The sequence below is a fragment of the Mucilaginibacter sp. P2_D11 genome (genome assembly GCF_056404435.1).
The window spans coordinates 119,374-134,063 of record NZ_JBFUEA010000009.1; the positions used below are offsets into that span (position 1 = coordinate 119,374).

At 46.9% G+C, this 14,690-nt stretch carries 12 protein-coding genes; 9 read left to right on the forward strand and 3 right to left on the reverse strand.

Annotated elements, in window-relative coordinates:
- Positions 1-141: 141 nt before the first annotated feature.
- Together AC1DXC_RS15725 and AC1DXC_RS15730 are read left to right on the forward strand one after the other, a co-directional pair.
- Positions 142-3,075, forward strand: coding sequence for a M16 family metallopeptidase (locus tag AC1DXC_RS15725; protein ID WP_477460111.1), 2,934 nt, complete (start codon positions 142-144; stop codon positions 3,073-3,075).
- Positions 3,076-3,812: 737 nt separating this feature from the next.
- Complete coding sequence (locus AC1DXC_RS15730; protein ID WP_477460112.1) at positions 3,813-4,178, forward strand: response regulator; 366 nt, start codon at positions 3,813-3,815, stop codon at positions 4,176-4,178.
- Here the strand turns inward: AC1DXC_RS15730 and AC1DXC_RS15735 are convergent.
- The 3 genes from AC1DXC_RS15735 to AC1DXC_RS15745 form a co-directional block, all read right to left on the reverse strand.
- Entirely contained in the window at positions 4,175-5,308 is a 1,134-nt protein-coding gene (locus AC1DXC_RS15735; protein ID WP_477460113.1) for a DUF922 domain-containing protein, read from the reverse strand. The genes AC1DXC_RS15730 and AC1DXC_RS15735 overlap by 4 nt on opposite strands.
- A gap of 82 nt (positions 5,309-5,390) precedes the next feature.
- Positions 5,391-5,534, reverse strand: a complete 144-nt coding sequence (locus tag AC1DXC_RS15740; RefSeq protein WP_477460114.1) for a hypothetical protein — start codon at positions 5,532-5,534, stop codon at positions 5,391-5,393.
- Positions 5,535-5,538: 4 nt separating this feature from the next.
- Complete coding sequence (locus tag AC1DXC_RS15745; RefSeq protein ID WP_477460115.1) at positions 5,539-5,745, reverse strand: hypothetical protein; 207 nt, start codon at positions 5,743-5,745, stop codon at positions 5,539-5,541.
- Positions 5,746-6,026: 281 nt separating this feature from the next.
- Here AC1DXC_RS15745 and AC1DXC_RS15750 point away from each other — a divergent pair, with 281 nt between their 5' ends.
- From AC1DXC_RS15750 to AC1DXC_RS15780, 7 genes are all read left to right on the forward strand, one after another.
- Entirely contained in the window at positions 6,027-9,128 is a 3,102-nt protein-coding gene (locus AC1DXC_RS15750; RefSeq protein ID WP_477460116.1) for a tetratricopeptide repeat protein, read from the forward strand.
- Positions 9,129-9,144: 16 nt separating this feature from the next.
- Positions 9,145-11,004 (forward strand): TonB-dependent receptor, encoded by a 1,860-nt coding sequence (locus AC1DXC_RS15755; protein WP_477460117.1) that lies wholly within the window; start codon positions 9,145-9,147, stop codon positions 11,002-11,004.
- A 39-nt stretch (positions 11,005-11,043) separates the two neighbouring features.
- Positions 11,044-12,141, forward strand: a complete 1,098-nt coding sequence (locus AC1DXC_RS15760) for an HU domain-containing protein (protein ID WP_477460118.1) — start codon at positions 11,044-11,046, stop codon at positions 12,139-12,141.
- 53 nt (positions 12,142-12,194) lie between these two features.
- Positions 12,195-12,911, forward strand: a complete 717-nt coding sequence (locus tag AC1DXC_RS15765) for a MotA/TolQ/ExbB proton channel family protein (RefSeq protein WP_477460119.1) — start codon at positions 12,195-12,197, stop codon at positions 12,909-12,911.
- Positions 12,908-13,309 carry an ExbD/TolR family protein gene (locus AC1DXC_RS15770; protein ID WP_294949938.1) on the forward strand — a complete coding sequence of 134 codons (402 nt, stop codon included), beginning with the start codon at positions 12,908-12,910 and terminating at the stop codon, positions 13,307-13,309. The genes AC1DXC_RS15765 and AC1DXC_RS15770 overlap by 4 nt, the downstream gene beginning before the upstream one ends.
- Positions 13,310-13,383: 74 nt before the next feature.
- Positions 13,384-14,199 carry an energy transducer TonB gene (locus tag AC1DXC_RS15775; RefSeq protein ID WP_477460120.1) on the forward strand — a complete coding sequence of 272 codons (816 nt, stop codon included), beginning with the start codon at positions 13,384-13,386 and terminating at the stop codon, positions 14,197-14,199.
- Between the two features lie 101 nt (positions 14,200-14,300).
- Positions 14,301-14,681 (forward strand): four helix bundle protein, encoded by a 381-nt coding sequence (locus AC1DXC_RS15780; RefSeq protein WP_477460121.1) that lies wholly within the window; start codon positions 14,301-14,303, stop codon positions 14,679-14,681.
- Positions 14,682-14,690 lie beyond the last annotated feature (9 nt).

The window sequence follows — 14,690 nt, forward strand, 5'->3', positions numbered from 1 at the left end:
ACATTCTACCCTTTGTAAATCAGCCGCATTGCAAAATCTTTGTGACGTTGGTAGTTAAATGGCAGCTATCAAAAACTAATTATATAGTTTCACTGCAATCAAACTTTACTTTTCTTTATATTTAAAGCCTTATCAATTAATATGAAAACAAAACTATTCATCTTCCTGCTACTGGTAGGCAGCTATGCTGCCAAAGTATCTGCCCAAACGCAATACGTTTGGAAAACCGCCACAGCCGGCGGCTATACCTATAAATACGTAACCAACGACCCCACCCACTCGCGTTTTTATACCCTCAAGAACGGCCTCACGGTTATCCTGAGCCCAACCAACAAACAACCGCGCATACAGGCTTACATCGCCGTAAAAGCGGGCAGCAAGACCGACCCTGCCGACCATACCGGCCTTGCCCACTACCTGGAGCACATGATGTTCAAGGGTACCGATAAATTCGGCACGCTGGATTGGTCGAAAGAAAAACCCCTGCTGGATAAGATAGATGAGCTGTACGAACAATACAACTCTACCACCGACGATGCCAAACGCAAGGAGATTTACAAAGAGATAGACAAGGTATCGGGCCAGGCTGCAAAATTCAGCATAGCCAACGAGTACGATAAAATGATGGCAGCCATGGGCGGCCAGGGCAGCAACGCCTTCACCTCATTCGAGCAAACAGTTTATACCGAAGATATCCCAAGCTCGGCCGTAGATAAATTCCTCACCATGCAGGCCGAACGCTTCCGCGCGCCGGTACTGCGCATCTTCCACACCGAGTTGGAAGCTGTGTATGAAGAAAAGAACCGTGGTTTGGATAATGATGGCCGCAAGGCACAGGAAGCCATGTTCGAGGCCTTGTTCCCCAACAACAACTACGGCAAGCAAACCACTATAGGTACCATAGAGCACCTGAAGAACCCATCGTTGAAAGCCATTCGCAAGTACTATTACGATTATTACGTGCCCAACAATATGGGCATCATCCTATCGGGCGATTTCAACCCCGATGTAATGATCAAAAAAGTAGCGGCCAACTTCAACTACATGAAGCCTAAAGCCATACCGGCATACAAGTTTGCCCCCGAAGTGCCAATCAGCAGCCCGGTGCAAAGGGAAGTTTTCGGGCCAAACCCAGAGAACCTCACCATTGCCTTTCGTTTTCCCGGTGCAAGCACTAAAGATGCCCGTATGCTTAGCCTCATCGGCTCTATACTTACCAACGGCAAGGCCGGTTTATTCGACCTTGATCTGACCAAGAAGCAAAAACTCCTTAGCGCATCAGCCTTCCCATATGTATTGAAGGATTACAGTGTGCTGATGCTGCGCGGCAACCCGGTTAAAGGCCAATCTTTAGATGATGTGAAAGCCTTGATGCTGGCCGAGATAGATAAGCTGAAGAAAGGCGATTTCGCGGCAGATTTGATACCTTCTATCGTAAACAACCTTAAGAAAAGCACCATACAGCAAAACGAAAGCTACGGTAACCGCGCCGGTAACCTCATGAGCGATTTTACATCGGGCGTTGACTGGCGTACCGATCTGGCCAGCATAAATGAACTATCTAAAATAGATATTGCGCAGGTTAAAGCATTTGCCAATCAGTACCTTACTGATGCCAACTATGTAATCGTTTACAAACGCCAGGGCGAAGACAAGAACATACTGAAAGTTGATAAACCGCCCATTACCCCGGTAGAGGTAAACGCAGGCTCGCAATCGCCTTATGTTAAGATGATCAACGATATGCCGGCTAACGCTATCCAACCGCTGTTCCTGGATTACGCCAAAGATATCCAACGCGCCAAAGCCGGCCCCATAGATGTATTATCAGTACAAAACAAGGATAACGCCATCTTCCGCTTGTACTACCGCCTGGATATGGGCAGTTGGAACAATAAGCTGCTACCAATGGCCGCCGCTTACCTGCAATATCTGGGCACCGATAAAAAGAGCACAGAAGACATCAGCAAGGCATTCTACAAACTGGCATCAACCTTTAGCGTAAGCGCCGGTACCGAAAACACCACTATCAACATCGGCGGCTTACAGGAGAACTTCGGCGCTTCGGTATCGTTGTTAGAAGATCTGCTGGCCAACTGCCAGGCAGACGATAAAGCCCTGGCCAGCTACAAAGTACGCTTCCGCAAAGCCCGCGAAAACCAAAAGCTGAACAAAGGTGCCATTATGCAGGGCCTGGTGAATTACGCCCAGTTCGGTGCCGATAACCCATTCAACAACGTACTTACCGAACAGGAGATAGACAACGTAAAAGCGCAGGATTTGGTAGATATTCTGCACAGCCTTACCAAATACAAACACGCCATATTGTATTATGGCCCGGCAACCGCCGTGCAGGCCGGCGCTACCTTAGCCAAACTGCATAAAACACCAGCCACTTTCCTGCCATACCCTGCCGCAAAGAAATTTACCCGGGCTGTACAAACAGAAAACCAGGTATTGTTTGCCAACTACGATATGGTACAGGCCGAAATTAACATGGTACGCAACCAGCAAGCTTACGATGTAAACCAAACTGCATCGGTAGAGCTGCTGAACAACTATTTCGGTGCAGGCATCAGCTCTATCGTTTTCCAGAACATACGCGAATCTAAAGCGCTTGCCTACTCTACCTACGCTTACTACAGCCAGGCAGCCAAAAGCGGCGACAACGACAACTTTGTGGCCTATGTTGGCACCCAGGCCGATAAGATGAACGAGGCTATAAAAGCCATGAACGATTTGCTTACCACCATGCCCGAATCTGAAAAAGGCCTGCTGGCTGCTAAAGACAACGTGCGTAAGTCGATAGAAACAGACCGCATCACCCAGGACGATATCCTGTTCAACTACCTGGATGCCAAACGCCGCGGCCTGGATTACGATTTGCGCAAAAGCACGTTTACGGCCATCAACAAGCTCACGCTGAAAGATGCCGTAGCTTTTCACGATGCCGAACTGAAAGGAAAGCCGTTTACCTATTGTATAGTAGCATCAGACAAACGCGTAAGCGACGACGATCTTAAAAAATACGGCACTTTAGTAAAACCCGATTTGAAAGCCATATTTGGTTACTAAACAGGCTGTTTTAAAATATTTGCAAAAAAGGAGGGATTTTAATACAATCCCTCCTTTTTTATTTACCAAACACCATTAATTATTATAACAAATTTGTTTGTTCATTTACTTTGATAATTTATATTTGTCTTAATAATTAATATGTACATATACAATAACCCCCAAATTGTATTTGCTCATGACAATCCCTATCTCCATAAAAGTAACCGCCCAAAAAAAGACGGGTACCGTATGCTTTAAATGCAAATCGACCTTAGATAGTCGTGCCCATCGCGGTTGGTTCGTAAAAACTTTTTTATTTTGGCTACCGGTCCGCAAATTCAAATGCTATAAATGCAAACGCACGCAGTACGCCTTTATTAACCGGTAGTTAAGCACATTTATACTTTATTTTAATTTTTTTCAATAAAAAGCTGAATTGATTGCAGTAAATTGTTAGTATTACAAATTGTAATCAATTTTAGCCGAAATATTGGAAACTACTGCAAAAGCCATAAGCTCCCGTTGCCCAAAATGTGGCAAGCATTTTCATCATAAACTCCACCGAAGCTGGTTCGTAAAAAAAATATTAGCGTTTATCCCATTCAAAAAATATTTCTGCGCCAATTGCAAAAGGGCGTATTACGTCATCAAAAAACGAAATGATTGACCCAAAGCCTGTTTTTGGTACAAAAATTGCGCAACACGACTGACTATTATGCGCTTACCGCGAATTTGATATTTAACGAGACGATACTATGCGACGGATATTAGCTGTGGACGATGATAATGATATACTTGAGGTGTTGCAATTCATACTGGAGGATTCGGGTTACGAGGTAGAAACCCTATCAGACGGGCACTTTTTAATGGACACTATTAATAAACATGCACCGGATTTGATACTATTGGATATTATGCTGGGCACTATGGATGGGCGCGAGCTTTGCAAAGAAGTAAAAAATACCGCCTCTACGCACAGCATCCCGGTGATACTGATATCGGCAAGTCACAATATATCCAGCAGCATGAACCAGGACGGCGCGCCAAACGATTTTATTGCCAAGCCGTTTGATATTAACAACCTCCTCGCTAAAATAAAATATCAGTTAGCAGCAGCTTAACCGTTCGGCGGCTTTATCCCCAAAAGCTGTAATTCTTTATCTATACGGGCGGCCCATTGTTGCTGCTGGTAAGCATTAGTTCCGTGCCCGGTTTCGGCATCATATTGTTTCTGCACCGCATAAATATCACGCAGGGCATCAAGGTAGGCCATGTTTATTGGGCCATCGTAATTATAAGTAGTGAGTTTTTCTTTCAGTATGGCCTGCTTAAACCTTTCGGCCGCCAGGCGCACGATGTCGAAGTGCCGTTGTTCATGGTTCAGGCTTCGGTCGTCGGTAGCATCGTACCGCACCCACGATGCGCTCTTGGGCACGTACACCTTTAAATCAAGCCTTATCCTAATGATGCCATCCACTAGCTTCACTTCTTCGTTATATCCCAGGCTGGCAAATACTTCCGCTGCGTAACGGCTGGTGGGTGGCTTCGCTATAAAGTCGGCCCATTTAAGGGGGCGGTTTACGTCATAGTAAATGGTATCGCCTTCGGGTTGTTCTTTATAATCGGCAAAACTTATGCTTACGCCTTTCGCCAGTTTCACATTAACGCCCGCCTGCATATCCATCCACTTGTTGATATATAGCAAGCCATTTACGATAGCACCCCTCAGCAACGCTTCTATGTACTGCGGCGGCCCGGCAGGGCGTTGGTAGGTACTGGTGGCGGCATAGGCATCCAGCAGGATGAAATCGTCATCGCGCTCGTAACCAAAGCTTATGGAATATGCGATTTTCCCTGAGGCCGCTCCATTACCCAGGGGCGTTTCGGCTACGCTGAAGGTTTTCAGTTTGATTACCAGGGCCCGGAGTTGTTTATTGGCCGTAAAGCTGTTATCCACAAAAGTTTTCATAGCCGCAACGGTACCGCCCTGCAAATCTACCTTCAGGCTTTCGGCCGGCTTGCCTGCTTTGGGCGGCGACAGCATGCTACCCATACCTGTTTTATCGGTACGGCGGTCATCTATACGGGCTATGTAAAATTCTTTTGGCGTAATGGAGAGGCGTTGGTTTTGCAAAGTAATATATGTATCCGGAGGGTTGCCCGGTGTGAATGCGGGCGTAAACGCCACAACAATTACGGCAATTGCCTGTATTAAGCGTTTTTTAAAAAAGGGCAAATTAAAATTTTGCATTGTTTAACAAAACGCTGTAAATGAAGGGATATTTTGAGGGGAAGGTGGGAGTGTATCAGTATAAAGTCAATAACGGCAATCATCAGTCATCACCGTTAAGCATGTCGTCAAAATCGTTTTGGGTATATCCTTTTTCGGCGACCACTTTGTCTACCTCGTCATCTAACAACCGCGAATAATGGTCAACTAATAAATCTTTTAAGATTAAAGTCTGCTCCTCGCTCATCGCCTTATGCTATGCTATTAAAGAGTTCGTCTACGCTGTTGAATTTCCGTCCTTCACCAGCTTTCAATTCTTCCATAGCGGCAATTGTTTCGGCATTCGGCGTTTTATTGGCTTTCACTTTTACGGCTATACCCAATTCCTGCAGGAATTCTTTCACCAACGCAGTCTTGCTATTCGGTACCTGTATCTCAAGTGTTTGCATATCTTCCATATCCTTCTAACAAATTTAAGCAATTAACAACTGATAACAACATATCAGCATAAATGCGCGCCCAATTAAGTCACACATCCCAATACTTTTTAACACCCCTGCCTATTTACCCACAACAGCCCGCCCCACCAAACTTTTCTGCCTAATTTTAGTTTTCCACAGGCATACCAGCAGGTTTTTGCCGCCGTTTTAAAAAAAGTGCTTGTCCACATTTGTTAATTACTAATGTGGATTGCATTTTTGCGATTAGCTATTTTAGCACCATCATTCGTATGCGCTCTATGAATAAACTCAAATACATCACCCTCGTTGCACCGGTATTTTTTGCCCTCGCTACGCAGGCGCAGCAAAACCCCTCCTACCAACTAAACCAGGTCTACAACACCGCCGCCGACCTGCTGGACAAAGGGAAATACGCCTCTGCCGCTGAGCAATTCCGGTTGGTAGAACAAAGCCGCCTTAAAGCCGCCCCCCAGTCAAAATTCGAATCGGAGCTATCTCTGCTTAAAGAGAACGCCCAATATTACGAAGCCCTATGCGCGCTGGAGCTTGACAACGACGATGCCGAGAGCATGTTCCTCCGTTTTATAAAAGAACACCCCGAGAACCCGCTCACCAAGCTGGCGTTCTTCCAGGTGGGCCGCTCGTACTTTAAACAAGGTAAATATGAGGAAGCCCTGGTGTGGTTCAACAAGGTGCAGGCCGGCGAGCTTACCGGCTCGCAAAATACCGAGTACAAGTTCCGCAAGGGCTACGCCTACTTCATGCTGAACGATTATAAGAACGCCCAGTCGCTATTTGGCGAGGTGAAGAACAAACGCTCGCCCTTTATGGATGATGCCGTTTATTACTATGCCTACATCGCCTACCTCAACAAAGATTACAGCCTGGCCCTCGTAAACTTCGAGCGGCTCAAAAACTCCAAGAAATATGAAAGCAGCTACCCATACTACATCACCGCCGTTTACTTTTTAGATAAGCGTTACAACGATGTGATCAGCTATGCGGTGCCCATCCTTAAAACTACCAAACAGCAAAACGAAACAGAGATGCTGCGCATCGTAGGCGCATCCTACTTCGCCAAAGGCGATTTCGATAACGCGGTAGATTATTACAGCCGTTTCCAGGATGCCGACCAGGGCAAAACCCAAAACACGCAGGATAGCTACCAGATAGGTTATGCTTACTACAAAGTGGGCAACTACGGCAAGGCAGCAAGTGAGTTGGAAAAACTGGTGGCCCAGAACGATAACTACAGCCAAAGCGGCAGCTACACCCTGGGCGATGTTTTTCTGAAGATGAACAACAAGCAAAGCGCGCGCAGCGCTTTCCGACAGGCCTCCAGGCTCGATTTTGATAAGCAACTACAGGAAGATGCCCTTTATGAATTTGCCAAACTATCCTACGAGCTCGATTTCAATAACGAAGCCCTGGTAGCTACACGCCTATACCTTAAGAATTATCCGCGCAGTCCCCGTACAGATGATGTAAAAACCCTGCTGGGCGAGGTGTTGCTCAATTCGCACAACTACAAAGAAGCGGTAGAGATATTGGAGCCTATCCCCAATAAATCGCAAAGCGCGAAAGAAGCCTACCAAAAGGTTACCTATTACCGCGGACTGGAATTTTATAATGAACGCGCATTCGAGAATGCTATCGGGATATTCCTGCGTTCGCTCAAGAACCCGGTAGATACCAAAATACAAACGCTTACCTACTACTGGATGGCCGAAGCCATGTACGAGGTGCGCAAATACGGCGAAGCGGTTGATAACTTCCAGCGTTTTTTGGCGATGCCCGAAGCAAAGGAAACCGACGTATATAACTTTGCCAATTATGCGCTGGCCTATGCAGCCTTCGGCGACGAGAAATACGGCACTGCTGCCCAATACTTCGAAAAATTCCTGAAGGGTGATGTAAAGGACAAGAACACAGAGAATGATGCCATTGGCCGCCTGGGCGATAGCTACTTTGTGCTAAAAAGCTACGAAAGCGCGCTAAGCGCCTATAACAAAATCATCGCGCAGCAAAGCCAGGGGCAGGATTACGCCCTCTTCCAGCGCGGTATCATACAAGGCTTGCAGGGCAACCTGGATGCCAAGATAAGCACCCTGAATGATGTGCTGGCCAGGTTCCCTAACTCGGATTATGCCGACGATGCCTCCTTCGAGATTGCCTACACTTACTTTTTGAAGAACGATGGCGACCGCGCCAAAACCGACCTGCAGGCCATGATACAGAAGTATCCGCGCAGCAGCTACATCCCGCGTGCATTAACTACCATCGGGCTTATCGATTATAACGCCAATCGTGATGATGAAGCCGTTACCTCGTTTAAACAGGTGGTAGCCGACTACTCGAGCAGCGACGAAGCCAAAACCGCCCTTAAGCAGATAGAAAAAATATACACCGATAAGGGCGATGCACAAACCTTTATCAACTACGCCGGCACTACTGCCATAGGCAACTATTCCACTGCCGACCAGGAGAACATCATGTATGCAGCCGCCAACAACCTGTACCTGCGCGGCGACTGGCTCGGCACTGTGAACGCCGTTGGCGCTTACTTCGATAAGTTCCCAACCAAGCAGATATACGAAAAAGAATCGCGCTTTATACGTGCGCAGAGCCTGGTAAACCTTAACCGGACAGACGAAGCCATCGTAGACTACAATGTTATCCTGAACGACTGGACCAGCGCTTACAGCGAGAAGGCCCTCATCAGCATGGCTAAGCTTTATATGGCGCAAAAGAAGTATAACGATGCGATCGTGTTCCTGAAAAGATTAGAGACCAACTCCGAATACAAGGCCGACTACTCCTACGCCATCAATAACCTGTTGTTTTGCTACGCGCAGATAAATATGCCCGATGATGTGCTGAAATACGCCAACCTGATACGCGATAACGAGAAATCGGCAGAGGAAGACCTGTTCAAGACCGGGACTTATGCCGGCAAGGCCTACCTGGCCAAAGCGGATACCGCATCGGCCATTACCGAGTTCAATTACACGCTAAAGAACACCAAAACCATAGCAGCGGCCGAGGCTAAATACTACCTGGCCCTTATAGATTATAACCGCGGCAAGTACAAAACATCCCAAAAAACCTGCTTCGATCTGGTGAAAGAGATGCCAAACTACGATTACTGGATAGCCAAAACCTATATCCTGCTAGCCGATAACTATGTGGGCCTGAAGGATAATTTCCAGGCGAAAGCTACCCTGCAGAGCATCATAGAAAACTACACGGGCAATGATGATATATTGCCTACTGCCAAACAGAAACTGGCAGCACTGTTACCTAAGCGGGCCGGCGCAAACAACCTGGCGCCCGACAAACCTGCGGTGGTAGATACAACTAAACAAGGTAACAAAGAATAAAGAAGAGGAACAAGCAATGAACACCAGATACACCTACATACTGCTCGCCGCCTTGTTGATGAGTTTTTACTTTGTACCGGCAAGCGCCCAGCAAAAGAAACCGGCCGCAAAAAAGCCGGCTACAACTACGGCAAAGAAATCTGCTGCAAAACCAACCAAAAAGCCTGCTAAACCCACAACAGCCACGCAGCAAAAAACATCAGCCAAAAGCCTTGGCGATGCTGCAAACGCAGCTGCGGATACTACCAAAAAAGGCGGGCAAACCAATGGCAACACGCCAAACGGTGCCGGCCTTACCGAAGAGATAGTAGTTACCACGGCCTACAAACCCGTACTGGCCGAGGCCGTAAAAATACGCCGCAACCCGGGCCTGGAAGATGCACCTGCATTTAAGGCTCCGCTGGATTATAGTCCGATTGATAAGAAGCTATCGCAGGATAACAATATCCGCGCGCTGGATGCCATGAAACGCCCCGCCGAGCAGGATTCTGTATTGCTGAACAACTATGTTAAAGCAGGTGCAGGCAGCCTTAAAACCACCTACGCAGAGGGTTATTTCTCCAACGGCCGCGACCAGGCACTGCAGGTAGGCGGCTTTTTGAAGCACTTTGCGCAGGCAGGCAACCAATACAAACAAAATGAAATAAGGGATGAGCTGGGCGTTTTCGGCAAGAGCATCAACCAGGATTATACGCTTAGTGGCCGCATAGGCTACAAACGCCGGGGTACTTATTTTTACGGCGATAACCAATCGGGCGTAACGCCTGCCGCTTATACATTCGATCCACAGAAACAAACGTTCAACCTAATAGGTGCCGAGGGCGAACTGGCCAAAAACTATAAAGACGTTGAGAACGATTTCACTTACGCCTTGAAGCTAAAAGGCTATCTTTTTAGCAACGCTTACAGTGCAAAAGAAAGCAATGTGGTGTTATCGGGTTTCCTTAACCAAACGGTTAAGCAGTTTTACGCCGGCCTGGCCGCATCGCTCGACTTGAATACCTCTAAGGACGTAGGCTATTCGCTCAACAACAATATCGTGAGGGCCAATCCTTACATCAAATTCCAGGGCGAAAATTATAAGATTGATGCGGGTATTAATATAGCCAAAGAGTTTGGCTTGTCAGACAGGTTCTTCATTTTCCCTGCTGCCAAGCTGGAATTCCAGATAGTGCCTAAATATGTGCGCCTGTTTGCCGAAGCAAAGGGCGACGTAAACCGCGCCTCGATACAGGAATACACCGATACCAACCCTTTCCTGGGCGAGAACATCAACCTGGTAAACTCGGTAGATCAGCTGGATATTTCCGTTGGGCTTAAAGGCACGCTTGCGCCCGGCCTTAGCTTCAAGGCCACTATCTTCCGCAATGACGTTAAGAACCTACCCCTGCTCGTAAACGATTTTGCTAATACAGGCAACAAGTTTGCTGTGATATATGATGGTGGTAAGGCAAAAATAAGCGGGTTTACCGGCGAACTGGATTTCAAAGCAGCCGAAGACTTTGACCTGTTTGGCCGCGTGGAGGTAAAAGATTATAAACTCGCCACCGAAGCCAAAGCATGGAACCTGCCTACATTTAAGTTAACAGCAGGTACGGTTATCCACATCAGCAACACGGTAGATATCAATGGCGCACTGTTGTTCCGCGGGGCCACGCAGGATAGGCCATTGATACCCGCGGGTCAAATTACGGCGGTCGCAACCTCATCTATCGCTTCCTTTGCCGACCTGAGCGGCGGCGCAACCTATAAGGTAAACAAAAAGGTATCGATATTTGTACAGGTAAATAACATTTTGAGCACCAGCAACCAAACATGGCTTTATTACCCCAATTACGGGCTTAATGTGTTTGGCGGCGTAGGGTATGCTTTTTAGGGTTTTTGATGGTTTTATAATTATGCGTACTTTTAGCGAATGGATGTAGGCTACTATATAAGCGAGCTGCTTGGGCAACACGGAGATGTAAATGTGCCCGGACTTGGCTATTTTGCTCACACCCGCGTAAACGGCTATTATAACGATAGAGAGGGTAAGTTTTATCCGCCCGGCTACAACGTACAGTTCGATCCGCAGTTTTTGGATGATGACGACGCGCTGGCCATACACATTGCCGAGAAGAAGAAGATCTCACTGGCTTCGTCTAAATACTTTACCGAAAAATTCGTGATGAGCCTGAAACAGCAGGCAGCCCTTGGGGAAGCCGCGCTGGCAGATTTGGGCTGGTTTACCCTCAATAACCTGCAGATGGTTTTCAGGCCAAATAATGGCACCAGTAACGATCCTGAATTTTTCGGCTTCCCAACCATTAAGCTTAATAAAATAGGCAGGCAGCCCGTTGCCGAGCAATACGAACCCGAGCCCGAACCGGAAACCTACACGCCCGAACCGGGCGATGCGCAATATGCTCCGATACCTTACCAGATTGATGAGGACGAGGAACAGTATTTGGTAGATATGGCCAGGAATAAGCGCCGCACCAATATCTGGGTGTTTATTATCCTAACCTTAATAGCCGCTACCATGGCCGTTTTGCTGGTGCAGCGCTATAACCCAAAAGCCTTTAATTTCAAGTTCGGCAATAAAAAACAAGATCCCACAGTTGCCCCCACAATAGTGGTGCAGCAGGATACATCAAAGAACAAAGCCGACACCGGTTCGCTAACTCCGCCTATACGAAACGTACAGGGTGATTCGTTATCAAAAAGCGGCACGACAGTAACGGATACGCTATCCATACCCCGTTATGAGGTAATTATCAACGAATCGTTCAGGAACATTGCGGCAGCTTCGAAAGCTATCATAGCGTTAAAAACGAAGGGCATTGATGCTAAAATAGTGCCGGAATTGCCCGGGACACGCGTCAAGATATCCGTTGGCACTTTTGTAACCAGGGGCCTGGCAGAAGCGAAGAGCGCCGAATTGGTGGCTGCCAAAAAAATAAACCCCGGTGCGCATGTAGAGTTTATTAACCCTAAAGATAAGAAGCCAGCCACAGGCCAGGTCAAAAAATAATACCCGCTTCCGGTGAGAGCGGAATTTCGATACAAATCCAGAAACAACAACAAATGACTTTATTATTCGCGCAGCAAGTAACAGATACAGCACATAAAGTGATAGATACGGCAAGACAAGCCGGCGTGCAATTAGCCAAAATACCCGATGAGGACCTGCGCTTTGGCGATTTGCTTATAAAAGGCGGCTGGGTAATGATACCCATAGGTATATTGGCCGTATTGGGCCTGGTAATCTTCTTCGAGCGGTTCTTTACCATCCGCAAGGCATCTAAAGACGAATCGCACCTGATGATACAGGTTCGCGCCAGCATCATGTCGGGCAATTTGGAGTCGGCCATAGCCATCTGCAGAAACAGCAATTCGCCGCTTGGCCGCATGCTTCAGAAAGGTTTGCTGCGCATAGGCCGCCCGATTAAAGATATCGAAGGCGCTATAGAGAACATTGGCAAGCTGGAAGTTTCTAAACTGGAGAAGAACATCGGCATCATCGGCATCGTAGCAGGTATAGCGCCCATGTTTGGCTTCCTGGGTACCATTGCGGGGGTAATCAAGATATTTTACGATATCTCAAAAACCGATAACATCAGCATGAGTGTAATATCTGCCGGTTTATACGTTAAGATGGTAACATCAGCAGCGGGTTTATTTGTGGGAATCATCGCGTACGTATGTTACCACATTTTAAATATGATGGTAGATAAAGTGATACTGAAACTGGAGACCGATGCCATTGAGTTTATAGACCTGTTAGAGGAGCCAAGCAAATGAATTTAAGAAAGAGAAAACGCGGTGCAACTGCAGAGGTACACACCTCGGCCATGAACGACATCATGTTCTTCCTGCTTTTGTTCTTTTTGATAGCATCTACGGTTACCAACCCCAACGTTATCAAGCTATTACTGCCAAAATCGGCCAGCGGGAAATCAATGTCGAAAAAAACCGTTAATGTTACTATAGATAAAGACCTTAAATATACGGTTGACAAAAAGGAAGTGGCCCTTGCCGACCTACCTACGGTTATTGGCACGTATAAAGACCGGGCGAGCGACGTAACCATTGTCCTATCTGTAGACCGTACCGTTGCCATACAGGATGTGGTAGAGATAATGGATATAGCACAAAAATTAAATATAAAATTGGTACTGGCTACCGTGCATAAAGGGTAAGGAGTTGGCAGTGGGCGGTTGGCAGTTAGGAATTCCTTTTAACTGCCCACTGAAAACTGCAAAGTGACAAAAAAATGGACTACAGGGAAGAAAATAATTATCCGAAAGCGTTTGCTGCAACAGGTGTTATACTGGCTGCGGTGATAGCCCTGTGCTTTTATATTGTGATACAAGCACCCGAAAAGCAGGAAGACGGTACGGGTGGTATATTGGTTAACTATGGTACGGTTGACGAAGGCATGGGCAGCGACTACATGAGCATTGACGAACCCTCCGTTGCCGACAAAGCCAACCAAACCAAGCCCGACAAAGTAACCGAGGCCCAGCCCACCGAAGATAAGCCGCAGGTAGATAACAGCGATAAAAACGTAGTTACCCAAAACAACGAGGATGCGCCCGAGGTGGTGGCCAACAGCAAAACGCCAAGCAAAACGGTAGCAACCCAACCCACTACCAAGCCCGTTAAACAGCCAACGGTGAATCAAAACGCCCTTTACAAAGGCAAAACCAACAACGGCACCGGCGAGGGCGATGGCACAGGCAGTACGCCGGGTAACCAGGGCAAAACCACAGGAACTACACTCACCAACAACTATAACGGCACAGGCAGCGGTAATGGCGGCAACCTTAACCTTACCCAGCGCGCCTTTGTATCGTACCCCAAAATTGTAGATGATAAACGCCACAGCGGCAAAGTGGTAGTAGATATACGCGTAGATAAGAACGGATACGTAGTGTATGCCAACGCAGGCGCACGCGGCACTACCATAACCGACGCCGCCCTGTTGCAGAAATGCGAAGAGGCGCTAATGAATTCCAAATTCAACTCATCAGATACCGCGCCCGACTCGCAACCCGGCACCATGACCTTTGTTTTCAAAGTGAACTGAGTTTTAGTAGCAGTGGCAGTTGTGGTAGCAGTCAATTCAACTATTCTAAATATTTGTAGTGATTCAGTTTTTTAGGACTTTTGTTAAAAAGAACTTATATCATGACAGGCAGCTTCAGAGACCTCAAAGTTTATCAGTCCGCTTTCGAAGCGGCTAAAGCTATATACCACATATCCAAGAAATTCCCTAAAGAAGAAACTTACTCACTAACGGATCAGATCAGGCGTTCGTCAAGGTCTGTTTGTGCCAACATTGGAGAGGGCTATCGAAAGAGAATTTATCCTAAACACTTTACATCAAAAATGACGGATGCTGATGGCGAAGCCACGGAGACAAGTATCTGGTTGGATTTCGCATTGGATTGCGAATATATCGATAAGGAAACCCATCAGTTGTTGTTTCTTAAATACGAAGAAATTGGAAGGATGCTGAACGCCATGGCAAATAATCCTGAGAAATTCCTCCCAAAACCTAAGAACTAAAAAACTTGC

Bases quoted from the DNA above. Each gene is read 5' to 3' on its own strand.
- AC1DXC_RS15765 (WP_477460119.1), top strand. From the start codon at position 12,195: ATGACTTTATTATTCGCGCAGCAAGTAACAGATACAGCACATAAAGTG.
- AC1DXC_RS15770 (WP_294949938.1), top strand. From the start codon at position 12,908: ATGAATTTAAGAAAGAGAAAACGCGGTGCAACTGCAGAGGTACACACC.
- AC1DXC_RS15730 (WP_477460112.1), top strand. From the start codon at position 3,813: ATGCGACGGATATTAGCTGTGGACGATGATAATGATATACTTGAGGTG.
- AC1DXC_RS15760 (WP_477460118.1), top strand. From the start codon at position 11,044: ATGGATGTAGGCTACTATATAAGCGAGCTGCTTGGGCAACACGGAGAT.
- AC1DXC_RS15735 (WP_477460113.1), bottom strand. From the start codon at position 5,308: ATGCAAAATTTTAATTTGCCCTTTTTTAAAAAACGCTTAATACAGGCA.
- AC1DXC_RS15780 (WP_477460121.1), top strand. From the start codon at position 14,301: ATGACAGGCAGCTTCAGAGACCTCAAAGTTTATCAGTCCGCTTTCGAA.
- AC1DXC_RS15755 (WP_477460117.1), top strand. From the start codon at position 9,145: ATGAACACCAGATACACCTACATACTGCTCGCCGCCTTGTTGATGAGT.
- AC1DXC_RS15745 (WP_477460115.1), bottom strand. From the start codon at position 5,745: ATGGAAGATATGCAAACACTTGAGATACAGGTACCGAATAGCAAGACT.
- AC1DXC_RS15725 (WP_477460111.1), top strand. From the start codon at position 142: ATGAAAACAAAACTATTCATCTTCCTGCTACTGGTAGGCAGCTATGCT.
- AC1DXC_RS15750 (WP_477460116.1), top strand. From the start codon at position 6,027: ATGAATAAACTCAAATACATCACCCTCGTTGCACCGGTATTTTTTGCC.
- AC1DXC_RS15775 (WP_477460120.1), top strand. From the start codon at position 13,384: ATGGACTACAGGGAAGAAAATAATTATCCGAAAGCGTTTGCTGCAACA.
- AC1DXC_RS15740 (WP_477460114.1), bottom strand. From the start codon at position 5,534: ATGAGCGAGGAGCAGACTTTAATCTTAAAAGATTTATTAGTTGACCAT.